At 73.4% G+C, this 23,608-nt stretch carries 21 protein-coding genes; 10 read left to right on the forward strand and 11 right to left on the reverse strand.

The window, feature by feature from the left end:
• Positions 1-131: 131 nt before the first annotated feature.
• The 4 genes from CP968_RS03075 to CP968_RS03090 form a co-directional block, all read right to left on the reverse strand.
• A complete protein-coding gene (locus CP968_RS03075) occupies positions 132-2,609 on the reverse strand; it encodes a SpoIIE family protein phosphatase (protein ID WP_150516509.1) in 2,478 nt (825 codons plus the stop codon).
• A gap of 42 nt (positions 2,610-2,651) precedes the next feature.
• Positions 2,652-7,193 carry a HAMP domain-containing protein gene (locus CP968_RS03080; RefSeq protein ID WP_208835972.1) on the reverse strand — a complete coding sequence of 1,514 codons (4,542 nt, stop codon included), beginning with the start codon at positions 7,191-7,193 and terminating at the stop codon, positions 2,652-2,654.
• 293 nt (positions 7,194-7,486) lie between these two features.
• Positions 7,487-7,933, reverse strand: a complete 447-nt coding sequence (locus tag CP968_RS03085) for an ATP-binding protein (RefSeq protein ID WP_229885827.1) — start codon at positions 7,931-7,933, stop codon at positions 7,487-7,489.
• A 173-nt stretch (positions 7,934-8,106) separates the two neighbouring features.
• A complete protein-coding gene (locus tag CP968_RS03090) occupies positions 8,107-8,415 on the reverse strand; it encodes an STAS domain-containing protein (RefSeq protein WP_150516511.1) in 309 nt (102 codons plus the stop codon).
• A gap of 358 nt (positions 8,416-8,773) precedes the next feature.
• On the opposite strand from CP968_RS03090, the gene CP968_RS33995 reads away from it, so the two are divergent.
• A complete protein-coding gene (locus CP968_RS33995) occupies positions 8,774-8,929 on the forward strand; it encodes a hypothetical protein (protein ID WP_167536752.1) in 156 nt (51 codons plus the stop codon).
• Between the two features lie 121 nt (positions 8,930-9,050).
• On the opposite strand, the gene CP968_RS03095 is transcribed toward CP968_RS33995, so the two are convergent.
• Positions 9,051-9,293 (reverse strand): DUF6479 family protein, encoded by a 243-nt coding sequence (locus CP968_RS03095; protein ID WP_150516512.1) that lies wholly within the window; start codon positions 9,291-9,293, stop codon positions 9,051-9,053.
• A 180-nt stretch (positions 9,294-9,473) separates the two neighbouring features.
• Here CP968_RS03095 and CP968_RS03100 point away from each other — a divergent pair, with 180 nt between their 5' ends.
• The 6 genes from CP968_RS03100 (at position 9,474) to CP968_RS03125 (ending at position 12,891) form a co-directional block, all read left to right on the forward strand.
• Positions 9,474-9,767 (forward strand): WhiB family transcriptional regulator, encoded by a 294-nt coding sequence (locus CP968_RS03100; RefSeq protein WP_150521682.1) that lies wholly within the window; start codon positions 9,474-9,476, stop codon positions 9,765-9,767.
• Between the two features lie 112 nt (positions 9,768-9,879).
• On the forward strand, positions 9,880-10,230 hold the full coding sequence (locus CP968_RS03105; protein WP_150516513.1) for an STAS domain-containing protein: 351 nt from the start codon (positions 9,880-9,882) through the stop codon (positions 10,228-10,230).
• Positions 10,231-10,443: 213 nt separating this feature from the next.
• Positions 10,444-11,493 (forward strand): YihY/virulence factor BrkB family protein, encoded by a 1,050-nt coding sequence (locus CP968_RS03110; RefSeq protein ID WP_150516514.1) that lies wholly within the window; start codon positions 10,444-10,446, stop codon positions 11,491-11,493.
• A gap of 251 nt (positions 11,494-11,744) precedes the next feature.
• Positions 11,745-12,170: a phage holin family protein gene (locus tag CP968_RS03115; protein WP_150516515.1), complete on the forward strand. Its 426-nt coding sequence runs from the start codon at positions 11,745-11,747 to the stop codon at positions 12,168-12,170.
• Positions 12,167-12,628 (forward strand): DUF3618 domain-containing protein, encoded by a 462-nt coding sequence (locus tag CP968_RS03120; protein WP_150516516.1) that lies wholly within the window; start codon positions 12,167-12,169, stop codon positions 12,626-12,628. Before CP968_RS03115 ends, CP968_RS03120 begins: the two co-directional genes overlap by 4 nt.
• The gene (locus CP968_RS03125) at positions 12,625-12,891 is read left to right on the forward strand and encodes a DUF4235 domain-containing protein (RefSeq protein ID WP_150516517.1); all 267 of its coding nucleotides are present in this window, start codon (positions 12,625-12,627) and stop codon (positions 12,889-12,891) included. Before CP968_RS03120 ends, CP968_RS03125 begins: the two co-directional genes overlap by 4 nt.
• Positions 12,892-12,925: 34 nt before the next feature.
• Here the strand turns inward: CP968_RS03125 and CP968_RS03130 are convergent, their stop codons facing one another.
• The gene (locus tag CP968_RS03130; protein WP_150516518.1) at positions 12,926-13,393 is read right to left on the reverse strand and encodes a hypothetical protein; all 468 of its coding nucleotides are present in this window, start codon (positions 13,391-13,393) and stop codon (positions 12,926-12,928) included.
• 267 nt (positions 13,394-13,660) lie between these two features.
• Between CP968_RS03130 and CP968_RS03135 the strand changes: the two genes are divergently transcribed.
• Positions 13,661-13,936, forward strand: a complete 276-nt coding sequence (locus tag CP968_RS03135; protein WP_150516519.1) for an isoamylase early set domain-containing protein — start codon at positions 13,661-13,663, stop codon at positions 13,934-13,936.
• 48 nt (positions 13,937-13,984) lie between these two features.
• On the opposite strand, the gene CP968_RS03140 is transcribed toward CP968_RS03135, so the two are convergent.
• The 4 genes from CP968_RS03140 to CP968_RS03155 form a co-directional block, all read right to left on the reverse strand.
• A complete protein-coding gene (locus CP968_RS03140) occupies positions 13,985-14,335 on the reverse strand; it encodes an STAS domain-containing protein (protein ID WP_150516520.1) in 351 nt (116 codons plus the stop codon).
• A 111-nt stretch (positions 14,336-14,446) separates the two neighbouring features.
• On the reverse strand, positions 14,447-15,541 hold the full coding sequence (locus CP968_RS03145; RefSeq protein ID WP_150516521.1) for a carboxylate-amine ligase: 1,095 nt from the start codon (positions 15,539-15,541) through the stop codon (positions 14,447-14,449).
• A 41-nt stretch (positions 15,542-15,582) separates the two neighbouring features.
• Positions 15,583-18,558: an FAD-binding and (Fe-S)-binding domain-containing protein gene (locus tag CP968_RS03150; RefSeq protein WP_150516522.1), complete on the reverse strand. Its 2,976-nt coding sequence runs from the start codon at positions 18,556-18,558 to the stop codon at positions 15,583-15,585.
• 106 nt (positions 18,559-18,664) lie between these two features.
• Complete coding sequence (locus tag CP968_RS03155) at positions 18,665-19,831, reverse strand: pyridoxal-phosphate-dependent aminotransferase family protein (RefSeq protein ID WP_150516523.1); 1,167 nt, start codon at positions 19,829-19,831, stop codon at positions 18,665-18,667.
• 98 nt (positions 19,832-19,929) lie between these two features.
• On the opposite strand from CP968_RS03155, the gene CP968_RS03160 reads away from it, so the two are divergent.
• Positions 19,930-20,682 carry an IclR family transcriptional regulator gene (locus CP968_RS03160; protein WP_150516524.1) on the forward strand — a complete coding sequence of 251 codons (753 nt, stop codon included), beginning with the start codon at positions 19,930-19,932 and terminating at the stop codon, positions 20,680-20,682.
• A gap of 259 nt (positions 20,683-20,941) precedes the next feature.
• On the forward strand, positions 20,942-22,372 hold the full coding sequence (locus tag CP968_RS03165) for an SLC13 family permease (RefSeq protein ID WP_150516525.1): 1,431 nt from the start codon (positions 20,942-20,944) through the stop codon (positions 22,370-22,372).
• 84 nt (positions 22,373-22,456) lie between these two features.
• On the opposite strand, the gene CP968_RS03170 is transcribed toward CP968_RS03165, so the two are convergent.
• Positions 22,457-23,599, reverse strand: a complete 1,143-nt coding sequence (locus tag CP968_RS03170; RefSeq protein ID WP_150516526.1) for an FAD-dependent oxidoreductase — start codon at positions 23,597-23,599, stop codon at positions 22,457-22,459.
• Between the last annotated feature and the right edge of the window lie 9 nt (positions 23,600-23,608).

The following is a 23,608-nucleotide window of genomic DNA, read 5'->3' on the forward strand; positions in this document are numbered from 1 at the left end:
GGAGCGCGAGCGGGGCGCACGGCGGCCCGGCCGGGATGTCCCGGCCGGGCCGCCGTGCGTCCGGCCGAGCCCGGGACCGGGGCGCGGGCCCGGGCCCGCGCCCCGGTCTCGGGGAGCGGGGGCCCGCGCGGTCAGCGCACCTCGATGCCGATGAGGCAGGTGTCGTCGTCCGTGTCGGAGGCGCTGTAGGTCAGCAGGTTGTCGAGTCGCTTGTCCAGCGAGTCCGCGGTCCGCGAGGCCACGGTGAGCAGCTGCTTGAGGGAGTCCGTGACCGCGATGTCCCGGCGTTCGACGAGGCCGTCGGTGTACATGAGCAGGACGTCGTCGGCTTCGAGCTGTACCTCCTCCTCGGTGAACGCCGTCTCGGGCAGGGCGCCCAGGAGCAGGCCGGGCACGAGGGGGAACGCCCGGGCCTGCGCGCCCCGGATGAGGACGGGCGGCAGGTGGCCGGCGCGGGCCCAGCGCAGGGTGCGGGTCTGCGGGTCGAAGATCCCGCAGACGGCGGTGGCGGTCAGGTGGCTGGTGAGGTGGAACGCGACGGTGTTCAGCCAGGAGAGCAGCTGTGCGGGCCCGGCGCCGGTGACGGCGAGGCCGCGCAGGGCGTTGCGCAGGACGACCATGCCGGTGGCGGCCTGGATGCCGTGGCCGGCGACGTCGCCGACGCTGAGCAGGATCTTGTTGTCGGGCAGGACGACGGAGTCGTACCAGTCCCCGCCCACCAGCGACTCCGACTCGGCCGGGCGGTAGCGCACGGCGATGCGGATGCCGGGCACCTCCAGCGGGGCCGGGGCCGGGGGCATGATGGCGTGCTGGAGTTGCAGCGCGAGTTGGCTGCGGTCGGCGGATTCGGCCTCGCTGTCGGCGAGTTGGTCGCGGGTGGCCGCGAGGGCCACCTCGGTCCAGTGCTGCGCGGAGACGTCCTGGCAGGCGCCGCGTACCGCGTAGAGGCGGCCGTGGTCGTCCAGGACGGGTTCGGCCACCATGCGGATGTGGCGGGTGATGCCGTCGGGGCGCAGCAGCCGGAAGTCCACGGACGACTCGCGCCGGCGGTGCAGCAGCGTCCGCAGGAACCGGCCGATGGAGTTCACGTCGTGGGGGTGGGCGTGGGCCGCCAGGTCCTCCAGGGGAACGGGCGAGGCGGTCGGCGGGAGCCCGAAGAGGGTGAACAGCTGCCCGTTCCAGCTGATCTCCCCGGTGTGCGTGTTCTGTTCGAAGCCGCCGACCCGGCCGAGCCGCTGTGCGTGCTGGAGCAGGCTGGCGAGCCGGGCCGTCTCGTCCTCGATCTTCCAGATGAGCAGGAGCGCGGGACCGTGGCGGCTGATGCCCACGTCGGCGACGGTGGTGAGGGGGACGTCGTCGACGAAGGCAGTCAGGGCGGTGCGCACGGCCTGGCAGGGCTCTCCGGTGGCGTAGACGTGCTCCAGCGTGCCGAAGAGGCCGCTGTTCTCGGCGGCCGCCGGGTAGGCCTCCAGGAAGCGGGCTCCGGTGACGAGCGAGCGGGGCCGGCCCGCGGGGTCGATGAAGCGGCTGTTGGTGTGGTGGATGCGGAAGTCGGCCAGGCGCCCGTCGGCGTCGAGGCTGGGGGTGAGGACGAGCGCGGGGTCGTGGAGGTGGTCGGCGAGGTCGGCGAGTTCGGCGACGACGGCCGGTTGGGGGGCGCCGGGGGCGGTGGCCGCCGCGTGCGGTGTCCGCTCTTCCAGGGTGCGGGCGCACAGTTCGGCCAGCGCCTCCAGCTGGCGCAGGATCCGCGGGGGCTGCGGGGGCAGCGCTTCGGGCCACGCGATCTCCAGGACGCCGTGGATGCGTCCCCCGGTGCCCGCGGGGACCACGACGCGGCCGCTGTCGGGGTGCCGGCTCCGGCCGATGCTGGGGATGCCGGATTCCGCGAGGCTGGTGACGACGGCGAGGTCCCGGCGGGTCAGCGCGAGCCGGGCGCAGGTGGCGACCTCGGGCGGGACGTACCGCCAGCGGGCGGCGTCCTCCTGGGTGAAGCCGGCCTGGCCGACCAGGGTGAGGGAGGAGTCGGGACCGGCCACCCAGATCGCCACGGCGTGCGCGCCCAGGGGGCTGAGCGCGTTCTCCAGGAGGGCGGCGGCGACGGCCTGCGAGTCGGTGGCCGCGAGCACCCCGCTCTCGGCGGTCCGCAGCCGTACGGAGGCCGCGTCGTCCCCGGCGGGTCCGTCGACGGCGCTCTTCAGGAACTGCTGGGCCACCTCGCCGACCCGGTCGCGGGCGGCCCGGTTGATGACGTCGACGGCGAGGCCGAGCACGGTGCCGCCGGACTGCTCGGCCAGTGTGGCCAGCTGGCGGGCCGCCTCGGCCGGTCCGCAGCCCAATCGGCCCACGAGGATGCCCTTGGCCATCTCGACCAGGGCCCGGCCGTCGGCGGCCGACTGGGCCTCCTGGGCCTCCTTGCGCAGCCGCTCCACGGTGGCGGCGAGCCGGCCCGGCTCGGCGGGACCGGTGGCGCGGTCCGGCGCGGGTACGTCGGGCAGGGGCGCGCCACCGGGCCGGCGTGCGGCGGGCACCGCCGGCGCCCCGTCGGGGGCGTCGGGCCCGGCGGTGTCGTGGGGCCGGGGTGCTGGGGGTTCGTCGGGAAGGCTGTTCACCGTACGTCGGCTTCCTCCGTGGGGGCGGCTTGGGCTGCGGGGTCAGGCACGGGGCGCGTCCGCGGGCTCCTGCGGCAGCAGCCAGCGGCGCAGCCGGAGGATGAGGTCGTTCGCGTCGACGGGCTTGGTGACGTAGTCGCTGGACCCGGAGGCCAGGCTCTTCTCCCGGTCCCCGGGCATGGCCTTGGCGGTGACCGAGATGATCGGGAGGTCGGCGTAGGCGGGCATGCGCCTGATCTCGGCGGTCGCCGCGTAGCCGTCCAGTTCCGGCATCATCACGTCCATCAGGATCAGGTCGATGCCGGGGGTGCTGGTCAGGGTCTCGATGCCCTTGCGGCCGTTCTCGGCGTGCAGGACCCGCAGGCCGTGCAGTTCGAGGATGCCGCTGATCGCGTACAGGTTGCGGGGGTCGTCGTCGACCACGAGGACGGACCGGCCGACGAGGCTGGTGTCGACGACGGCGTGCTCCGGTGCGGGGACCTCGGCGTCGGGCCGCACCAGGGGCAGGACGTCGCCGGGGCGGTCCGCCGACAGGTGCAGGGCGATGCGTTCGCGCAGTTCGTCGAGGCTGGAGAGGACTTCGAGCGGTTGGACGGCGGCGCGCTGGGCGATCTCGTCCTGCTGGGCCCGGGTCATGCGGCGGTTGTCGTGCGCGAGGACCGGCAGGGACGCGAGCGCGGTGTCCCCGGCCAGGGCCTGGAGGAAGCGCAGGGCCTCTCCGTCGGCGCCCAGTTCGAGGACCACGCAGTGGAAGGGGGACTGCGCGAGGACGGCCGCCGCGTCCGCCGCGGTGACGGCGGTCACGACCTCGGCGCGACCGGCCGGTCCGCTGGTCTCCCGGCCGGCGGTCAGGTCGGCCGCGGCGCTCTCCGCGACGAGGCTGAGGAGGCCGTTGCTGCGCCGCTCGATCACCAGGAGGCGCCGGGCGCGCCGGTTCTCGTCCGGCGGTGCGGCGTCGCCGTCGCGCGGATCGGCGGTGGGCCTGTCGGCTCCCTCCAGGGCGGGGACGGGCGCGTCCCGGTCCGTGAAGTCGGGCCGGGAGACGGGCAGGTACAGGGTGAACGTGGAGCCTTCGCCGGGCACGCTGCGGGCGGTGACCACGCCGCCGAGGAGCCGGGCGATCTCGCGGGTGATGGAGAGGCCGAGGCCGGTTCCGCCGTACTTGCGGCTGGTGGTGCCGTCGGCCTGCTGGAACGCGGCGAAGATGACCTCCAGCTGCTGTTCGGCGATGCCGATGCCGGTGTCGATGACCCGGAAGGCCACCACGGAGCCGGACTGGGCGAGCTCGGCGGGGAGCTCCGCTGCGGTGGCCGGTTCGATCCGGACCTGGACGCGGCCGTGCTCGGTGAACTTGACCGCGTTGGAGAGCAGGTTGCGCAGGATCTGCTGGAGGCGGGCGTCGTCGGTGAGCAGGTCCGCGGGCACGCCGGTCGCGCTCGTGATGTCGAAGTCGAGCCCCTTCTGGCTGGTCAGCGGCCGGAACGAGGCCTCCACGTAGTTGAGGAGCCGCTTGAGGGAGACCCGCTCCAGGTTGATGTCCATCTTGCCGGCCTCGACCTTGGAGAGGTCGAGGATGTCGTTGATGAGCTGGAGGAGGTCGGAGCCCGCGGAGTGGATGATGCCCGCGTACTCGACCTGCTTGGGCGTGAGGTTGCGGGAGGGGTTCTGGGAGAGGAGCTGGGCGAGGATGAGCAGGCTGTTCAGCGGGGTGCGCAGTTCGTGGCTCATGTTGGCCAGGAACTCCGACTTGTACTTGGAGGCCAGGGAGAGCTGCTGGGCCCGGTCCTCCAGCTCCTGTCGCGCCTGTTCGATCTCCAGGTTCTTCGTCTCGATGTCGCGGTTCTGGCTGGCGAGGAGGGCGGCCTTCTCCTCCAGTTCGGCGTTGGAGCGCTGGAGTTCGTCCTGCTGGACCTGGAGCTGTTCGGACCGGGCCTGCAGCTCGCCCGTGAGGCGCTGGGACTCGCCGAGGAGTTCGTCGGTGCGGGCGTTGGCGACGATGGTGCTGACGTTGACGCCCACGGTCTCCATCAGCCGTCCGAGGAAGTCGCGGTGCACCGGGGTGAAGGGGTTGAAGGAGGCGAGCTCGATCACGCCGAGGACCTGGTCCTCGACGAGGATGGGCAGCACGATGAGGTGGGCGGGGGCGGCTCCGCCCAGCCCGGAGGAGATGAGGTAGCCGGGCGGCACGTTGGCGGTGGTCAGGATGCGGCGGCTGCGCGCGGCCTGCCCGACCAGGGTCTCGCCGTGCCGCAGCCGTGTGCTGGCGGGCCGGTCGGCGGGGCGCCCGAAGGAGCCGATCAGGGTGAGCCAGGACTGGCCTTCGGCCTCTTCGCCGAGGTAGAAGGCGCCGTAGCTGGCGTCCACGAGGGGGGCCAGTTCGTCCATGACGAGTTCGGCGACGACCGCGAGGTCGCGGTGGCCCTGCATCAGGCCGGAGATCTGGGCCAGGTTGGACTTGAGCCAGTCCTGTTCCTGGTTGGCCCGGGTGGTCTCGCGCAGCGAGCCGACCATCGAGTTGATGTTGTCCTTGAGTTCGGCGACCTCGCCCGAGGCGTCGACGGTGATGGAACGGGTCAGGTCGCCCTCGGCGACGGCGCTGGCGACCTCGGCGATGGCCCGGACCTGCCGGGTCAGGTTGCCGGCGAGTTCGTTGACGTTCTCGGTGAGCCGCTTCCAGGTGCCGGAGACGCCCTCCACCTCGGCCTGGCCGCCGAGCCGGCCCTCGCTGCCCACCTCGCGGGCGACGCGGGTGACTTCGGCGGCGAAGGAGGACAGCTGGTCGACCATCGTGTTGATGGTGGTCTTCAACTCCAGGATCTCGCCGCGGGCGTCGACGTCGATCTTCTTGGACAGGTCTCCGTTGGCGACGGCGGTGGTGACCAGGGCGATGTTGCGGACCTGCCCGGTCAGGTTGTTCGCCATGGAGTTGACGTTGTCGGTGAGGTCCTTCCACGTGCCCGCCACGTTCGGCACCCGGGCCTGGCCGCCGAGCCGGCCCTCCGTGCCGACCTCGCGGGCGACGCGGGTGACCTCGTCGGCGAACGCGGAGAGCGTGTCGACCATCGTGTTGATGACCCCGGCCAGCGCGGCGACCTCGCCCTTCGCCTCCACCGTGATCTTCTGCGACAGGTCGCCGCGGGCCACCGCCGTCGCGACCTGGGCGATGGAGCGCACCTGGCCCGTCAGGTTGGAGGCCATGACGTTGACGTTGTCGGTGAGGTCCTTCCAGGTGCCCGACACTCCGCGCACGGTGGCCTGGCCGCCCAGGTTGCCCTCGGTGCCGACCTCGCGGGCGACGCGGGTGACCTCGTCGGCGAAGGCCGAGAGCTGGTCGACCATCGTGTTGATGGTCTCCTTGAGTTCGAGGATCTCGCCGCGGGCGTCCACCCGGATCTTCTGCGTCAGGTCGCCCTGGGCCACGGCGGTGGTCACCTCGGCGATGGAGCGCACCTGGGCCGTCAGGTTGTCGGCCATGAAGTTGACCGAGTCGGTGAGGTCGCGCCAGGTGCCGGAGACGCCCTTCACGTCGGCCTGGCCGCCGAGCCGGCCGTCCGTGCCCACCTCGCGGGCCACCCTGGTCACCTCGTCGGCGAAGGCCGAGAGCTGGTCCACCATCGTGTTGATGGTGGTCTTGAGTTCGAGGATCTCGCCCCGGGCGTCCACCCGGACCTTCTGCGAGAGGTCGCCCTGGGCCACGGCGGTCGCCACCTGGGCGATGGAGCGCACCTGCGAGGTCAGGTTGCCGGCCATGAAGTTGACCGAGTCGGTGAGGTCGCGCCAGGTGCCGGAGACGCCCTTCACGTCGGCCTGGCCGCCGAGGATGCCCTCGGTGCCGACCTCGCGGGCCATGCGGGTGACCTCGCCGGCGAACGCGGACAGCTGGTCGACCATCGTGTTGATGGTGTTCTTCAGCTCCAGGATCTCGCCGCGCGCGTCCACGGCGATCTTCTGGGAGAGGTCGCCCTTGGCGACGGCCGTGGTCACCTGGGCGATGTTGCGGACCTGGTCGGTCAGGTTGCCGGCCATGAAGTTCACCGAGTCGGTGAGGTCGCGCCACACGCCCGCCACGCCCGGCACCTCGGCCTGGCCGCCGAGCCGGCCCTCGCTGCCCACCTCGCGGGCCACGCGGGTGACCTCGTCCGCGAAGGAGGACAGCTGGTCGACCATCGTGTTGACGGTGTCCTTCAGCTCCAGGATCTCGCCGCGGGCCGCGACGTCGATCTTCTGGGACAGGTCGCCCCTGGCCACCGCGGTGGCCACCTGGGCGATGTCGCGGACCTGGGTGGTCAGGTTGCCGGCCATCGCGTTCACGGAGTCCGTGAGATCGGCCCAGGTGCCGGAGACTCCGGGCACCTCGGCCTGGCCGCCCAGCGTCCCCTCGGTGCCGACCTCCCGGGCGACCCGGGTCACCTCCGAGGTGAAGAGGGAGAGCTGGTCCACCATCCCGTTGAAGACCGTCGCGATCTCCCCCAGGAGGCCGTCGGCCTCGTCCGGCAGCCGGGTGCCGAAGTCTCCGTCGCGCACCGCCGTCAGCCCGGCGAGCAGCTGACGCAGCTCCGGTTCCCCCACTGCCCCCGCAGCCATGACACCCGCGCGCGTATCCGCCGGCTTGACCATCCCAGCCCCATTCCCTGTGCCCAGGCCACACCCCCGATCTTCGGGCGTCCCGGGGCTAAGTCCACCACACCCGGGTCGGCCTCCGAAGCCGGGCGGTTCGAGCCGCTCTCCGGCTCCGCGCGGCGCGTCCGCGGGGCCGGTCCCCGCCCGGGGCGTCCGGCGGGGCGTGCGCGGACGGGGCGGGGCTCCACCCGTGTGGGTGGAGCCCCGCCCCGTCCGTTCGAACACCAGGTGCACTGCGCCCGGCCGGTACGGTCGGCTCAGGTGAGCGGCAGCGTCGCGGTGATGACCTTGCCCGCCCCGTGGGGCGTGACGGTGACGCGGTCGGCCAGGCTGTGGACCAGGGGCCAGCCGTATCCGCCGATCCGGAAGCCGGCGGCGGGGCTGGTCTGGGTGACGGGCGGGGCGGGGTTGCGGTCGGCCACCGAGACGGACAGGCCGCCGTCGTGGACATCGGCGTGGAAGCCGGTCAGGCCGCCGCCGTGCCGGATCGCGTTGGTGACCAGCTCGGACGTGACCATCAGCGCGTCCGTCACGGTCCGGTCGTCCAACGGCAGGCCGGACTTCTCCAGCAGCGCCGCCACCGTCTCCCGGGCCTCGGCCACGGTCGAGGGCAGCTCGGACCCGGCGAGCCCCATGGCCGCGGGGACGTCCACCGGCGTCTGCGCACGGCCCCGTGGAGCGCCGTCCCCTGGTGCCTGCGTCATGTCTCCCTCGCCTGTCTGCGGACGCGCCGAACCTGGTGATACTCGCACAGCGCCGGCAGGCGCGGTCCTCGGGGCGTCGTCACGCGACGTCCCGCCCCGCGGCCGCGGCCCGTGACGCGGGGTCCTGCCGGTGGGGCCGTACCGGGTCGGCCCGGTGTCGGCCGCCGCCCCGATCAGGACCGGACGGCCTCGGCCAGGGTGGGGCGGACGTCGAAGAGCTGGTCCGCTCCGGTCATCTCGAAGAGCCGCGACAGCTGGTGCGGAGGGGCGGCGATCCTCAGCAGGGTGGCGCGGTGGAGCTGGATCAGCAGGTTCAAGAACGACGAGTCGGCGAAGTTCAGGGCCGCGGCGTCGAGGACGACGACCCGGTGGGTTTCGGCGGCGGCGAACAGCTCCGCACGGATCGGCCCCAGCGTCTCCGCGTCGAACTCTCCCACCGCGGTGACGACCGCGACGTCCTTCCGGTCATGCGTCTCATCCATGGCCACAGCATGCCAGGCCGAGTACGGCCACGGACACCCGGTCAGCCCCCGGTCCGCGACCGGATCCGCTGGAGTCCGCGCGCGGAAAGGTCCTACCGCGGGTACAGCGGCAGCTGGAGCGGCCATCTCGCCGGCTCGACCCGTGGCAGCGGTCGCCGGCCTTCCGTCCTCGGGTTCCTGACGCCGGTGCCGCTGCTGATCGTCGTCTCCGCGGCGGACGCGGCCGACGGGCAGGGGTTCGCGCAATGGCCCCGGGACGGGCTGGGGGGCCCGCCCGCCGCCCGGATGGAGATCGGGCACCTGTTCGCCCTGCCCGGTCAGGCGTGGCGGAGCACGACCGCGGGGCCGGTGGCGGCACGTGCTGTGGCCGGCCGCACTGATCGGCGTCCTCTACCTGTCGGCCGTCTCGCCACCGTGGCACGACGCCCCGGCCCCGGGGTTGGTCGCGGTGGCGGTCGGCGTGCTGCCCTTCTGGTGGTACCCGTGGCTGCTGCTCGGCGGCCGGGTCCCGTGAACCGCGCTCCTGCCGGGGGCGGCGGCGCGCTCGTCGGCCGGATGGTCCACGACGAGCTGCGGCGCCGCGCGCACCCGCCCGCCCGGCGCCGCTTTCGCGCCGCCCCTGACCGGCCCCTCGGTCAGACGCGGGGGTCGGTGTGGGGGCCCCGGCCGCTCTCGTCGCCCTCCGGCGTCTCCCAGGAGTCCTGGCGGCTCTGCGCCACGGGGTTCTGTTCGGCCGGGCGGGCGGGGGCCCCGCGCCGGGCGTTGCGCCGGCTGCCGTACCAGAAGGCGCCGATCAGGAGGGCCACCAGGACCACTCCGGCGATGATGAGGAACAGCGATCCCTGGCCTTCGGCCGCGAGCATTTCATTGGCAGTCATGGCGGGCGCCTACCCACGATCGACGTGCTTACGACGCCGCGGGCCCGGGACATGCGGGCAGCCGGGGTGCGCGCCGGCGCCGGGAGCGATCCGGAGAGTCGGGTTTCGAACAGCGCTTCGCGGCCAGACGACCGGGGGAAGGCGTGAGTTCGACGACCCGGCCGTAGGAGAGCAATGGGGATCGCAAAGGTGTCGCATCTGCCCGGACGGGCGGAGCACCACTGGACATGGCAGACGGAGGCCGCGTGCCGGGGTCTCGGCGCGGAGGTGTTCTTCCACCCCGAGGGCGAGCGGGGCCGGGAACGGGCGGAGCGCGAGGAGGCGGCCAAGTCCGTGTGCGGGACGTGTCCCGTGCGCGCCCGCTGCCTGGAGCACGCCCTGCGCGTGGCGGAACCGTACGGCGTCTGGGGCGGGCTGGGCGAGAAGGAACGCCAGCTGGCCGCCGACCCCGGTTCCCGACCGGCAGCGGCGTAGCGTTGGCCGGCGCGGCGGCAACCGGGGCGTTCGGGCCGCCGGTTCGCGAGCCCTCTGTGGTCTCCGCTCGCCCGAGGGGCCGCGGGGCGCGCCCGGCTGCGCGGCCGACGAGATGAGCGGCGGCACCGGATCCGGTACGGGCGCCGGCCCGCTGGGCTACCAGCACGCGTCGGGGGCGGCTTGGGTGGTGCAGGCGCGCGGTGACCTCGACGTCGACACGCTCCCGCCGCTGGAGGCGGCGCTCGGCCAGGCCGCGGCCTCCCACCACATCGTGATCCTGGACGCGGAGCAGGTCACCTTCGCGGATTCGACCTGTCTGAGCGTGCTGTTGCGCGTCCGGCAACTCACCGATCTGCGCGTCGCCGGCCCCTCCCCCGTACTGGCCCGGCTGTTGGCCCTGACCGGAACGGACCGGGCGCTCTGCGTCCACCCCGACGTGGCCGCGGCCGCCCTCCAGACCTGAGCGGGGCCCGGACCCGTGGGGTCCGGGCCGGACGCCACACACCCTGCTCGCCCCTTTCACACCCCGCTCGGCCTTCGGCACCCTGGCCGCCCCTTCGGCACCCCCGTGCCGGAGCCGGGCCCCCGTCCGGCCCGTCGGACGCCGTCGAGGCGCCGGCCGCGATTGCCGCCCGATCGGTGACATGAGTCCCGCGGCGGTGGAAAGCCGCAGGGTATGACACGCATTTCGCAGGCAGGCCGCGGTGCCGGGGACGACGACCGTCCGGACACCGCCGGGAACGACAGTGGCGCGGGACCGGACCCGGAAGTGGAGGAGCGGGCACCCGACCAGCCCACCGAACTCCCCAAGAAGTCCTGGAAGGCCGTGCTGCGCGGGACGGTCAAGGAGTTCACGGCCGACGAACTGGCCGACCGGGCGGCGGCCCTGACCTACTACGGCGTGCTGGCCCTCTTCCCCGCCCTCCTGGTCCTGGTGTCCCTGCTGGGCCTGGCCGGCGAGTCCACGACCCAGCGGGTCCTGGACAACCTGCAGAAACTGGCGCCCGGATCGGCCCGGGACGTCATCAGCGACGCGGTCCTGCAGTTGCAGGGGCGCAGCGGCGTCGGCTCCCTGCTGGCCGTCGTCGGCCTGCTCGTGGCGCTCTGGTCGGCCTCCGGTTACATCGCCGCGTTCATCCGCGCCTCCAACGCCGTCTACGACGTGCCCGAGGGGCGGCCGGTGTGGAAGATCCTGCCGCTGCGCTTCGCCCTGACCGTGACCCTGATGGTCCTCGCCTGCGCCAGCGCCCTGATCGTGGTCTTCACCGGAGGGCTGGCCCGGCAGGCCGGCGCCGCCCTGGGGATCGGCGACAGCGCGCTGACCGTGTGGTCGATCGCGAAGTGGCCGGTCCTGGTGCTGCTCGTCACGGTCATGATCGCGCTGCTGTACTGGGCCGCCCCGAACGCCAAGGGCCGCGGGTTCAAGTGGATCACCCCGGGCAGCCTGCTGGCCCTGTTGATCTGGATGGCCGCCTCGGCGGGCTTCGCCTTCTACGTCGCGAACTTCGCCTCGTACAACAAGACGTACGGCACCGTCGCCGGCGTGATCATCTTCCTGGTGTGGCTGTGGATCACCAACCTCGCCATCCTCCTCGGCCTGGAGTTCGACGCGGAGATGACCCGCCAGCGCGCCATCGCCGGCGGCATGCCGAAGGACGAGGAGCCGTACGTCCGGCCGCGCGACACCCGCGCGTGGAGCGACGAGGACCGGCGCCGGATGGAGTGACCGCGCGGCGGCCATCGGGCCGCCGGTCCGTCCGGCCGCCCGTATGCCTGGCCGTCCGTACGCCCGTACGCGGCCGGACGGGATCACTCCGGGCGGGCCGAAGGCGGGTGACCCAGCGGTTCCTGGGTAGCCGCGCTGTGAGGCCGACGGCACCCCGGCGCACCTGTACCCGGTACGCGGTGTGCCGGCCGGTGCGAACGGGACGGGGCCGGGTCCAGGACGCGGCCACAACGCGGTGAGGTGGACGGATCGTGAGTACGACGACGAGTACGACCGGGCAGCGGGCCGGCGTCACCGACGACTCGGTGGGCGTCTTGGTCTCGCGTGCTTCGCAGCAGATTTCGGAGCTGGTGCGCGAGGAGATGCAGCTCGCGCGGGCGGAGATGACGCAGAAGGGCAAGCGCTTCGGGGTGGGCGGCGGCCTGTTCGGCGGAGCCGGGCTGGTCGGGATCCTGACGGCGCAGGCCCTGGTGGTGGCGGTGATCGCCGCGCTGGCCCTGGTGCTGCCCGTGTGGGCCTCGGCCCTGATCGTCACCGCGCTGCTGGCCGCCACGGCGGCCGTGCTGGCCCTGGCCGGGAAGAAGCAGATCGCACGGGCCGGTGCCCCCGCGCCCGAGCAGACCATCGACAGCATCAAGGCCGACGTGGCCGAGATCAAGGAGAAGGCACACCGATGAGCGACCAGCCCCGCAACGAGTCCACCCCCACGCCCGGGGAACTGCGCGAGCAGATCGCGCACACCCGCGACGAGCTCGGCCAGACCGTCGAGGCGCTGGCGGGCAAGGCCGACGTGAAGGCGCAGGCGAAGGAGAAGACGGCCGCGGTGAAGCAGGACGCCGCGGAGAAGGCCGAACTGGTGACCGGGCAGATCCGCGAGAAGGCCGGACAGGCCGCGCAGCTGGTGCGGGACAAGACGCCCGATCCACTGCTGGAGAAGGCCTCCCAGGCCGCCGCCCAGGTGCGCGAGACCACGGCCAGGGCCGGTCAGCTGGCGGCCGAGAAGACGCCCGACCCGGTGCTGGAGCGGGCCGGGCAGGCGGCGTCCGCCGCACGGGCCAATCGGACCCCGCTGCTCGTGGCGGGCGCGGCCGTGGCCGTGTTCCTGCTGATCCGACGCAACCGGGGCCGCAAGTGAACCGCGCCAAGATCGCCTACAAGCCGGTCGGCCTCGCGCTCGGCGCCGCGAGCGGCATGCTCGCCGGGGCCGCGTTCAAGCAGGCGTGGAAGCTGATCGAGGGCGAGGGCGACGCCCCCAACGCCACCGACGAGGACCGCACCTGGAAGCAGATCCTCATCGCGGCCGCGCTGCAAGGAGCGATCTTCGCCGTCGTCAAGGCCGCCGTGGACCGCTCCGGCGCCGTCGCCACCCGCCGCGTGACGGGCACCTGGCCCGGCTGACCCCGCCCGGCCGCGGAGCGCCGGAGCCGGGGCCTCAGCCGGCTCCGGCGCTCTGCGGCGGTCCCGCGGTGTGGTCCGGATGGCCCGGTGTGCGGCGCCGTTCCTTCAGCTCGGCTTCGTAGAGGTGGTCCCGGCCGCCCGCGAGGTCGCGGACGAGCCGCTGTTCGAGCTCGGTGAACGGCCGGTGGTACGTCGCGTCGTAGGCCTCGACGATCTGGAACGTCCAGTGCCCGGGGATGACGTTGCGGCCGAGGATCTCCCGTTCGACGGTGTCCGCCTCGCGGTGGTGGCCCGCCCGGCGCAGGAGCCGGACCGCGTCGTCGAGTTCGAGGTCGGCCGTCCCGGTCAGCTGGTGGAAGCCGTAGAGGTGGCCGCGGGCCCGTTCCGTGGTCTCCAGCGCCTTCGACAGGGCGCCGAGCGCCTCGACCGTCGCGTCGCTCACGCCGCTCGGGCGCTCGTGGCCGGGTACGGGCGCCGTCCCCTCGTCGTCCCCTCCGCTCATCCGTGGCGGCCCCTTCGTGTGTCGGCGGGCGTGGCAGGGCCCGCCCGGGGGTGCAACGCCGGGCGGGCCCACTGCGTGGCGGTCCGGGGCTACACCGGTGCCTCGCAGCGCTCCTCCACCTTCGCAGCCCCGGTGACGCTCCGCATCATTTCGGGGCCGAAAGTGACGGCGGGTGTACGGGGCGCCGTCCGGCGGGCCGGGGCCGGCGGCGCCATCATGAAGCCGGAGCGTCCGCTCACCCCGATACGACCCGTCTGGAGTTGTGCCGTGCTCGAACACACGCACCGGGAAGACCGCACCGAGGTCACCTTCGTCCTGCCCGCCGAGACTCCGCCCGGCCCGGTCAGTGTCGTCGGCGACTTCAACGCCTGGACGCCCGGCGCCCACGAACTGCGGCCGCGCCCCGACGGCACCCGGGCCGTCACCGTGGCCCTGCCGGCCAAGGCCAGCCACTCGTTCCGCTACCTCGCCGCCGGCGACTACTGGTTCAACGACGAAGCGGCGGACGGCCACCACGACGGGAACAGCCGCCTCACCACGTGACGGGCGCTTCCGGGCCGCCCCCTCGGCGGCCCCTCCCGCCGCCCGCCGCTACGGCACGGGTACGACGGGGAACAGGGGCCGCACGCCGGTGAGCTCCAAGAGGCGTTCGAGCTGCGGGTTCGCACCGGCCAGGCACAACCGGCGGCCGGCTTCCCCGGCCGCCATGCGGGCCCGCAGCAGCGCGTTCAGGCCGCTGGAGTCGCAGAACGTGACGGCGCTGACGTCGGCCACGACGTCGCCGCTCCCGGTGGCCACGGCCCGGATCAGCTCCGTGAGCACGGCGCCCGCCCGGTCCGCGTCCAGCTCTCCCGCGACGCGCACCACCGGCGGCCCCGGCACGGACCCGGCCGGCGTCGGTCCGGTACCGCGGGAGCCTGGCTGTTCGTCCGGTTCGTCCACGGGCCCGCCCTTCGGTCACGATCTTCGCTCCCGGAAGCGTACGAGCAACCCGTGTGCCGGGGCCACCTCCGTCAGCCCCGCGCCGGTCGCGCCGGACGGCTCGGCGGGCTCTCACGCGGCCGCGGCGGCGTCCGTGACCAGGCCGATGACCCCCGGCATGCCTTCTTCGGCCAGGGCCCGGCGCTGGCGGTCGGCGGGGGTGCCCTCGCGCAGCAGCCGGTGGACGAGGGCGCTCACCTGTCGGAGGTCCCCGGCGTCCTCCAGGGCCGCCGTGATGTGGCCGAGCAGGGAGCAGAGCACGTCGCCGCTGCTGCGGGAGCGGCCGTGGGGGTCGACGAGGGTGCCGTTGAGGCCGTACCGCGCGGCGTGCCAGTTCGCCGCCTGGAGCAGCTCCGGGGCGCACCGGGGCAGGGGGAGGCCGGCCTTCTCGTCGGCGATCGCGGTGGCGACGAGGGCGCGGACGATGCCGGCGAACATGACAGCGTCATCGGCCCTGAGCTGGACGTCGAGGCACCGCACCTCGACGGTGGGGTACCGGTCGGAGAGCCGTGCCTGCCAGTAGACCTGGCCCCGGTCGGCGATCACCCCGGACGCCACCAGGGCCTCCAGCCGCTGTTCGTAGTCGTCGATCCCCTCGAAGCGGGGCGGCGGCCCGCTGACCGGCCAGCGGCCGAAGACGATGGTCCGCCAGCTGGCGAAGCCGGTGTCCTGCGCGTCCCAGAGCGGCGAATTGGCCGACATGGCCAGCAGGGTCGGCAGCCAGCCCCGGATCCGGTTCAGCACGGCCACGCCCGTTTCGGGGTCCGGGACGGCCGCGTGCACGTGCATGCCGCTGATCAGGTGTTCGTCGACCAGTTGCCGGGCCTCCCCCACCATCCGCAGGTAGCGCGGGTTCGGCGTCACGGGCACCGGGCCGGTTCCGCGTACGGGCGCCGCGCCGGTGGCGGCGATCCGGCAGCCGTTGGCCTCGGCGGCCGAGGCCACCGCGTGGCGCAGCCGCAGGAGGTGGCCCCCCACCTCCTCCAGGCTCGAACAGACGGGCGTGGCCACCTCGACCTGGGCCTGCAGCAGCTCGTCCTGGACCTCGGCCCGCTCCGCGAGCGGGCCGAGGCCGGCCGTGCGCCGCACGTCCTCCACGAGGGGCACGGGCAGCCCGCTGTACGGGTCCACCAGCAAGTACTCTTCTTCGACACCGACCGTGATCACGCCCTGCGGCTACCCGGTCGCCCCATGATCACCCCCTCCGGTCAGCCCCGGTCGGCGGGCGGCGCGGGAGCGGCCAGGGCCTCGTGGACCAGCTGGACCGGGTGCCAGGCGTCGCGCCGGGTGCCGTGGAAGATCTGCTGGCGGCAGGAGACCCCGGTGGCGACGATCACGGTCTCGTCAGGTTCCGCCTCGATCGCCGGGAACAGCCGGTCGGCGCCGACCTGCATGGAGAGGTCGTAGTGCTCCGCCTCGAAGCCGAAGGAGCCGGCCATCCCGCAGCACCCGGCGTCGACCTCGACCACGTCCGCGCCGGGGATGCGGCGCAGCAGCTCGACGGTGGCCGCCGTCCCGACCTCGGCCTTCTGGTGGCAGTGTCCGTGGTAGAGGAGCCGCTTGCCGGCGGGCCAGGCGTCCTCGCTCAGGCGCAGCCGTCCGTCGTCGAGCGCTTCGATCAGGAGTTCCTCGACCTGGCGGACGCGTCCGGCGACGTCCTGGACGGCCGTGTCGTTCGGCAGCATCGCCAGGTGCTCGTCGCGCAGGGTCATGAGGCAGGAGGGCTCGCAGCCGACCACGGGCGATCCGGCGGGGGTGGTCTCGGCGAGGAGGTGGGCGAGTTTGAACGCCTTCTCGTTGGCGTCGTCGATCAGCCCCTTGGACAGGCTGGACCGGCCGCAGCAGCCGCGGTTCTCCAACCTCACCTCCCAGCCCGCGTGTTCGAGGAGTTCGATGGCCGCGCTGCCGATGGTGGGTTCGGTGTAGGTGGTGAAGGAGTCGGCGAGGTACGTGACGACGCCCTGTGTCGCGGGCCGGTGCGGCGCGGCCCCGGCGCGGTGCCGGCGGAACCAGCGCACCAGGTTGCGCCGGGCGAAGCGGGGCAGGGGCCTGGCCGGGGTGATGCCGAGCAGGCGGCCCATGAGCAGGCGCAGCGGGCGCAGGGTGCCCGGGAGGTTGGACAGGGGCGCGGTGGCGGAGCCGAGGCGGTTGAGGAAGCGGATCGAGCCGAAGATCCGGGACCGCAGGGGGACGCCGTGCAGATCGTGGTGGTGGGAGAGCGCCTCGGCCTTCAGCGAGGCCATGTCCACTCCGAGCGGGCACTCGCTCTTGCACGCCTTGCACATCAGGCACAGGTCGAGGACCTCGTGCAGCCGTTCGTCGCCGAGGGCCTTGCGGGGGTCGGGTTCGGACAGGGCCTTGACCAGCGCGCCCGCGCGGCCCCGCGTGGAGTCCTCCTCGTTGCGGGTGGCCATGTAGGAGGGGCACATGACGCCGCTGCCGCTCTTGCGGCACAGTCCGATGTTCATGCACCGGTCGGCCGCGCCGCGCATGCCGCCGACGACGTCGAAGGCGAGGCGGGTGCGCAGTTCGGGCGCGGGGGGCAGGGCGGCGTCGCGGAGGTGGTCGGTCATCGCGGGCGCGTCCACGATCTTGCCCGGGTTCATCAGGTCGTGCGGGTCGAAGATGCGCTTGACCTGGCGCATCGCCTCGTAGAGCGTGTCACCGAAGATCTCCCGGTTGAACTCGCTGCGGGCGAGGCCGTCTCCGTGTTCGCTGGAGTTGACGCCGCCGTACTCGGTGACGAGGTCCTTGATCAGCTCGGCCACCGTCCGCATGGTGGCGACCTGGGCGGGGTCGGCGAGGTCGATGAACGGCCGGATGTGGAGGCAGCCGACGGAGCAGTGCCCGTAGAAGCCCGCGGTGAGGCCGTGCCCGTCCAGGATCTCCTTGAAGCGGCGCGTGTAGGCGGCGAGGTGGGCGGGGTCGACGGCGGTGTCCTCGACGAAGGCGAGCGGCCTGCGGGTGCCCTCGCCCGCGGCCATCAGCAGCCCGAGGCCCGCCTTGCGGACCTTGAGCAGTGCGCCCTGCTGGGCGGGGGTGACGGCCTGGAGGGTGTGGTAGCCGTGCCCGTGCCGCTTCCACAGGGTCGTCAACTGGCGCATCTGGTCGTGCAGTTCGGTCTCGTCCTCGCCGGTGAAGCTGACGAAGAGCAGGGCTTCGGGGTCGCCTTCGAGCAGGGCGCCCAGGGAGGCGTACTCGATCTTCTGCCGGGAGAGGTCGAGGATCGTGCGGTCCATGAGCTCCACGGCGGCCGGGTCGCAGGACAGCGCGGATTCGGTGGCCTCGATGGCTCCGGCGACGGAGGTGAAGTGGCCGACGGCGATCACCGTGCGGCGGGGCCTGGGCACCAGGTCGACCAGGGCGCGGGAGGCGATGGCGAGGGTGCCTTCCGAGCCGACGACGAACTTCGCGAGGTCGAACGGGACGTCGTCGCGGGCCAGCCGGTCCAGCCGGTAGCCGCAGGCCCGGCGCCAGAACCGCGGGAACCCCTCGGCGATGGCGGCCGCGTTGGTCCGGACGAGCTCGGGCAGTTCCCGGTAGAGCCGTCCCTCCAGGGTGGGCAGGTCGGCGCGGCGCTTGCGTTCCGTCTCGTCGACGGGCTCCAGGCGGGCCGTGCTGGCGTCGGAGAGCACGACGTCGAGGGCGCGGACGTGGTCGATGGTCATGCCGTAGCGCAGCGACCCGCTGCCGGCCGAGTTGTTGCCGATCATGCCGCCGATGGTGGCGCGGCTGCTGGTGGAGGTGTCGGGGCCGAACATCAGCCCGTGGGGGGCGGCGGCGCGGTTGAGCTGGTCCTGCACGACGCCGCTCTCCACCAGCGCCGTGCGGCCTTCGGGGTCCACCTCCAGGACCCGGTTCATGTGGCGCGACAGGTCCAGGACGAGTCCGGGGCCGACCGTCTGCCCGGCGAGGCTGGTGCCCGCACCGCGCGCCAGCAGCGGGACGCCGTACGCGGCCGCCGCGGCGACGGCGGCCTCGATGTCACCGGAGTGGCGGGGGAAGACGACGCCGCGCGGGGTGATGGCGTACATGCTGGCGTCGCGGGAGAAGAGGTGGCGGGTGTAGTCGTCGAAGGCGACGTCACCGTCGAGGTCGCGGCGCAACCGCTGTTCCAGGTCGCGGTCGGCGGGTGCCGCGGCGGGCTGCCGGGCGGAGGGGGTGTCTGCGGTGGGCGGTGTCATGGGCGCGGCTCCAGCTCCTGCGGTGGACGGACGGCGGTGGTCGGGCGGGGCGGCGGGCAGGGGGTGGGGGGCGGGCGGAGGAGCGGGGCCGGTACGGCGCCGGGCGTCATCCGGTGCGCAGGACCTCCAGGGCGGCGCCGAGCCCGGTCGGGTCGACCGGGAAGCCGGCGAGGTCCAGGCCCATCTGCACTCCGGCGAGCGTGCCGGCGAGGGTCAGGTCGTTGAAGTGGCCCAGGTGCCCGATCCGGAAGACGCGGCCGCCGAGCCGGCCGAGCCCGGCGCCGAGCGACATGTCGAACCGCTCCAGGATGATCTTGCGCACCTTGTCGGCGTCGTGTCCGTCGGGCATCAGCACGGCGGTGAGCGAGCCGGAGTGCTCGCGTTCGTCGGCGCACAGCACTTCCAGCCCCCAGCCGCGGACGGCGGCCCGGGTGGCCGCGGCGTGCCGGGCGTGCCGGGCGTAGACCTGGGACAGCCCTTCGGCGGCGAGCATGTCCAGCGCTTCGGCCAGCCCGTAGAGCAGGTTGGTGGCCGGGGTGTAGGGGAAGAAGCCCCGCCGGTTCGCTTCGAGGACGGGGGCCCAGTCCCAGAAGGACTTCTTCAGCCGGGAGGTCTTCGAGGCGGCCAGCGCCTTGTCGCTGACGGCGTTGAAGCTCAGGCCGGGCGGCAGCATCAGTCCCTTCTGCGATCCGGCGACCGTGACGTCGACGCCCCACTCGTCGTGCCGGTAGTCGATGGAGCCGAGCGAGGAGATGGTGTCGACGAGCAGCAGCGCGGGGTGTCGGGCGGCGTCGAGGGCGCGGCGCAGGTCGGCGATCCGGCTGGTGACGCCGGTGGAGGTCTCGTTGTGCACGACGCAGACCGCCTTGACGCGGTGGGCGGTGTCCGCGGCGAGCCGCCGGGCGAGCTCCTCCGGGTCGGCCCCGCGGCGCCAGTCCCCCGGGACGAGGGTGACGTGGAGGCCGAGGGCGGCGGCCATCTCCTGCCAGAGCGTGGCGAAGTGCCCGGTCTCGAAGCACAGCACGCGGTCACCGGGGCTGAGGGTGTTGACGAGGGCGGCCTCCCACGCGCCGGTGCCGGAGGCGGGGTAGATCACGACGGGTCCCGAGGTGCCGAAGACGGGCTTGACCACGTCGAGCAGACGGGCCGTCATCGCGGCGAACTCGGGTCCGCGGTGGTCGATGGTGGGCGCGGCCATGGCGCGCAGCACCTGGTCCGGCACGTTCGTGGGGCCGGGGATCTGGAGGAAGTGGCGACCGGTGCGCGTGGGCATGTGCGGAGCTCCTCGCTGAGCTTGTGCCATGATGTGGCACGGTGTACCGTCAAGTGGCACGGCGGAGCTTAGACACGGCCGACTGAAGGAGTCAATGGATGCAGAGCGTCCTCAACGCACTGCGGGTCCTCGAAGAGGTCGCGGCGCGGCAGCCGATCGGCGTGGCCGACCTGGCGCGGGCCATGGAACTGCCCAAGAGCACGGTGCAGCGCGCCCTGCTCACCCTGCACACGGCGGGCTGGATCCGTCCGGCGTCCGGCGCCCCCACCCGGTGGCTGGTCAGCACCAAGGCCCTGCACGTGGGACGGCAGGCCACCGGCGAACTGGGGCTGCGCGACATCGCGGTACCGGTGATGGAGGAGCTGCGGCGGCGGACCGACGAGACCGTGCACCTCGCGGTGCCGGAGGGCGGCAACATCGTCCTGATCGAGCGCCTGGAGACGAGCAAACCGGTGCGCATCATCCTGCCGCTCGGCCAGAACCTGCCCGCGCACGCCTCGGCCAACGGGAAGGCCCTGCTCGCGGCCGGCCCCGCCGAGACCGTGGAGCGCTACATCGCCGACGGACTGGCCCGGTTCACCGACACCTCGATCGTCGACCCGGCCGGACTGCGGGCCGAGCTGGCCGAGATCAGGCTGCGGGGCTACGCGACCAACGCGGGCGAGTGGCGCGACGACGTCTCCGCGGTCGCCGCGGCCGTCGTCCCGGAGACCGGAGTACCGGTGGCGAGCATCAGCATCAACGTCCCGACCAGCAGGATGACGGCCCAGTCCCAGGTCGCCTTCGGAGCGGCACTGCGCGAGGCCGCGGCGACGGTGGGCGCGGCCCTGGGGCGCGCGCAGGGCGGCTGACGGCGGGACGGGACGCGCGGGGCGGGCCGCCGCCGGCCGTGGGGGAACTTCCGTGACACCTCTTGACGAACCCGGTCGGGCGGGTCTTCGATACCCCTCATCACGGAATTCCAATTCCGCATAACGGAATTGACGGGGTGTCGGCGGTGTGCCGCGCCTCCACCCGTCCTGTCCCCGCGCCCCTGCCTCCCGGGCCCGCCCCGGCGAGCGGCCCCGGCGCGCCCGGACAGCGACCGTCGACCGAAGGCGAGGAAGCCTCGTGTCCGATCACGTCATAGCCCTCATCGCGCTGGTACTGGTGTTCACCGTCGCGACGTTCACCTCAGTGCACATGGGAGCACTCGCCATCGGTGCCGCGTTCATCACCGGCACCCTCTTCTTCGACCAGTCCGCGGACGACATCTTCGGGGGCTTCCCCGGCGATCTGTTCGTCGTCCTCGTCGGCGTCACGTTCCTGTTCGCCATAGCCAAGAACAACGGGACGGTGGACTGGCTCGTCCACGCCTCGACCCGGGCCGTGCGCGGCAGGATCGCGCTCATCCCCTGGGTGATGTTCCTGATCACGGCCGCACTGACCGCGGTCGGCGCGGTCGTCCCGGCCGCCGTCGCCATCGTGGCCCCGATCGGCATGGGGTTCGCCGCCCGCTACAAGATCCATCCCGTCCTGCTGGGCCTGTTCGTCATCAACGGCGCGAGCGCCGGCGGTTTCTCACCGATCGGCATCTTCGGCAGCATCACCAACGGCGTGGTCGAACGCAACGGCCTGGCGGGCAACCCCGCACTGCTCTTCGCCGCTTCCTTCGCCTTCAACGTCGTCCTCAGCGGTGTGGTGTTCCTGCTCTTCGGCGGGCGGCGGCTCATCGGCCGACGGGCCCAGGACCCGACGCCCGCGCCCGGCACCACGGGCACCCGCGCCGCAACGCACCACGGACCGCGCACCGGGCCGGGCGACGAACCGAGCACCGGCGGCGGATCCGCCGCCGGGGGTTCGGCCGGCGCGGCCGCCGCGGCCGAGCCCGGCACGCTCACGCTCACCCGGCCGGGCCCCCAACCCGGCGCCGGACCGGGCACCGACCCCGCCGCCGACCCGCGTCTCGACACGGCCCGGCTGCTCACCCTGCTCGGCCTGCTGAGCCTGGTCGTCGGGGCCCTGTTCTTCGACTTGAACGTCGGACTGCTCGCCATGACGGTGACGGTCGTGCTGTCGCTCGTCTCCCCCGCCTCCTCCAAGGGGGCCGTCGACCGCTGCGCCTGGTCCACCGTCCTGCTGGTCTGCGGCATCGTCACGTTCGTCGGCATGATGGAGCGGATCGGCACCATCGACTACCTCGGCAAGGAGGTCGCCGGCATCGGAGCGCCGCTCCTCGGCGCCCTGCTGATCTGCCTCATCGGCTCCGTGGTCTCGGCTTTCGCCTCCACCACCGGGATACTCGGCGCGCTCATCCCGATCGCCGTCCCGTTCCTCCTCAGCGGCGAGATCGGCGCGGTGGGGCTGATCACGGCGCTCGCCATCTCCTCTTCCGTCGTGGACTCCTCGCCCATCTCCACCAGCGGCGCGCTGGTCACGGCCAGCGCACCGGCCGAGCAACGCGGCGCGGTCTTCCGGCGGTTGATGCAGTGGGGGCTGTGCATGGCCGCCGTCGCACCACCCGTCACGTGGCTGCTCTTCGTCCTGCCGGGCTGGCTCTGAGGCACTGCGGCGCTGCGGCGGCCGGTCACGGCCCCTTCGACTGCGGCGCCCCGGCCCGTGGCGTCCGGCGGCTCCGTCCGCCGGTCACCTCGGGGCGGCGTCGAACCGGGCGAACATGTCGGCCAGGGGCTGCGGGGCATCGGGGGCGAAGATCGTCTCCAGCCCCTCGGCCGACTGCCGCGCCGTCTCCTCGGAGCGCGGGAAGAGGATCTGCTCGTAGGCCGTCAGGGCCGCTTCCGTGTCGCCGGGATGCCCGGCCAGGCAACGGCCCAGGTCGGCCCCGTCCGCGAGGGCGAGGTTGGCGCCCTCCCCGGCGAAGGGCGACATCAGGTGCGCCGCGTCTCCCAGGAGCGTGACCCCCGGGGTCCTGGGCCAGCGGTGCTGTACGGGCAGGGCGTGGATGCGGCGGGGCACGAGCGGGCCGTCGGCGTCGGCTACGAGCCGGCGCAGGGCGGGGTCCCAGCCGTCGAAGTGCCGCAGCAGCGCGGCCTTGGCCGCGCCGGCGTCGGTGAAGTCGACGGTCCCCAGCCACGCCTCCGGCGTGCGCAGGGCGACGTACACGTGGAGGCTGCCGTCGGTCTCCCGGTGGGCGAGGAAGCCCTTCTCCTCACCGAGCGCGAAGAACATGCCGCCGCCGATCAACCGGGCGCTGTCCGGGTGGCGGGCGTCCGCGTCGTGCAGGTCGAGTTCGACGAACGAGACGCCGGTGTAGTCGGGGGTCCGCGCCGAGAGCAGCGGGCGCACGCGCGACCAGGCGCCGTCGGCGCCGATCAGCAGACCGGTGGTGAAGGCCGTGCCGTCGGCGAGCACCACCTCGTGCCTCCCGTCCCCGAGCGCCCGGCACGAGACGGCCTTGGCGTTCCACCGGACGGCGCCCTCGGGGAGCGAGGAGAGCAGGAGGTCGCGCAGGTCGCCCCGGTCGATCTCGGGACGCCCGCCGTCCCCGTCGTCCGGTTCCTCCCGCACGACGTGCGCGTACCGGTCGAGGACGCGCAGCGCCTGGCCGCCGGGATGGACCTTGGCCCGGAAGCCCTCGTACAGCCGGGCCTCGCGGAGGGCGGCCTGACCGGTCTCCTCGTGGATGTCGAGCATGCCGCCCTGGGTGCGGGCGGAGGCGGAGGGCTCCAGGTCGAAGACGCGGGCGTCGATGCCGTGCACGTGCAGCACGCGGGCGAGGGCCAGGCCCCCGAGGCCGCCGCCGATGACGGCGATCGGACGGTGTTCCATGAACGTCAC

It is taken from the genome of Streptomyces subrutilus, from assembly GCF_008704535.1.
GTDB lineage: Bacteria > Actinomycetota > Actinomycetes > Streptomycetales > Streptomycetaceae > Streptomyces > Streptomyces subrutilus.

Excerpts from the sequence above, each read along its gene's own strand:
- CP968_RS03080 (WP_208835972.1), bottom strand. The coding sequence starts at position 7,193 with ATGGCTGCGGGGGCAGTGGGGGAACCGGAGCTGCGTCAGCTGCTCGCC.
- CP968_RS03085 (WP_229885827.1), bottom strand. The coding sequence starts at position 7,933 with ATGACGCAGGCACCAGGGGACGGCGCTCCACGGGGCCGTGCGCAGACG.
- CP968_RS03090 (WP_150516511.1), bottom strand. The coding sequence starts at position 8,415 with ATGGATGAGACGCATGACCGGAAGGACGTCGCGGTCGTCACCGCGGTG.
- CP968_RS03095 (WP_150516512.1), bottom strand. The coding sequence starts at position 9,293 with ATGACTGCCAATGAAATGCTCGCGGCCGAAGGCCAGGGATCGCTGTTC.
- CP968_RS03105 (WP_150516513.1), top strand. The coding sequence starts at position 9,880 with ATGAGCGGCGGCACCGGATCCGGTACGGGCGCCGGCCCGCTGGGCTAC.
- CP968_RS03110 (WP_150516514.1), top strand. The coding sequence starts at position 10,444 with ATGACACGCATTTCGCAGGCAGGCCGCGGTGCCGGGGACGACGACCGT.
- CP968_RS03120 (WP_150516516.1), top strand. The coding sequence starts at position 12,167 with ATGAGCGACCAGCCCCGCAACGAGTCCACCCCCACGCCCGGGGAACTG.
- CP968_RS03130 (WP_150516518.1), bottom strand. The coding sequence starts at position 13,393 with ATGAGCGGAGGGGACGACGAGGGGACGGCGCCCGTACCCGGCCACGAG.
- CP968_RS03150 (WP_150516522.1), bottom strand. The coding sequence starts at position 18,558 with ATGACACCGCCCACCGCAGACACCCCCTCCGCCCGGCAGCCCGCCGCG.
- CP968_RS03155 (WP_150516523.1), bottom strand. The coding sequence starts at position 19,831 with ATGCCCACGCGCACCGGTCGCCACTTCCTCCAGATCCCCGGCCCCACG.
- CP968_RS03160 (WP_150516524.1), top strand. The coding sequence starts at position 19,930 with ATGCAGAGCGTCCTCAACGCACTGCGGGTCCTCGAAGAGGTCGCGGCG.
- CP968_RS03170 (WP_150516526.1), bottom strand. The coding sequence starts at position 23,599 with ATGGAACACCGTCCGATCGCCGTCATCGGCGGCGGCCTCGGGGGCCTG.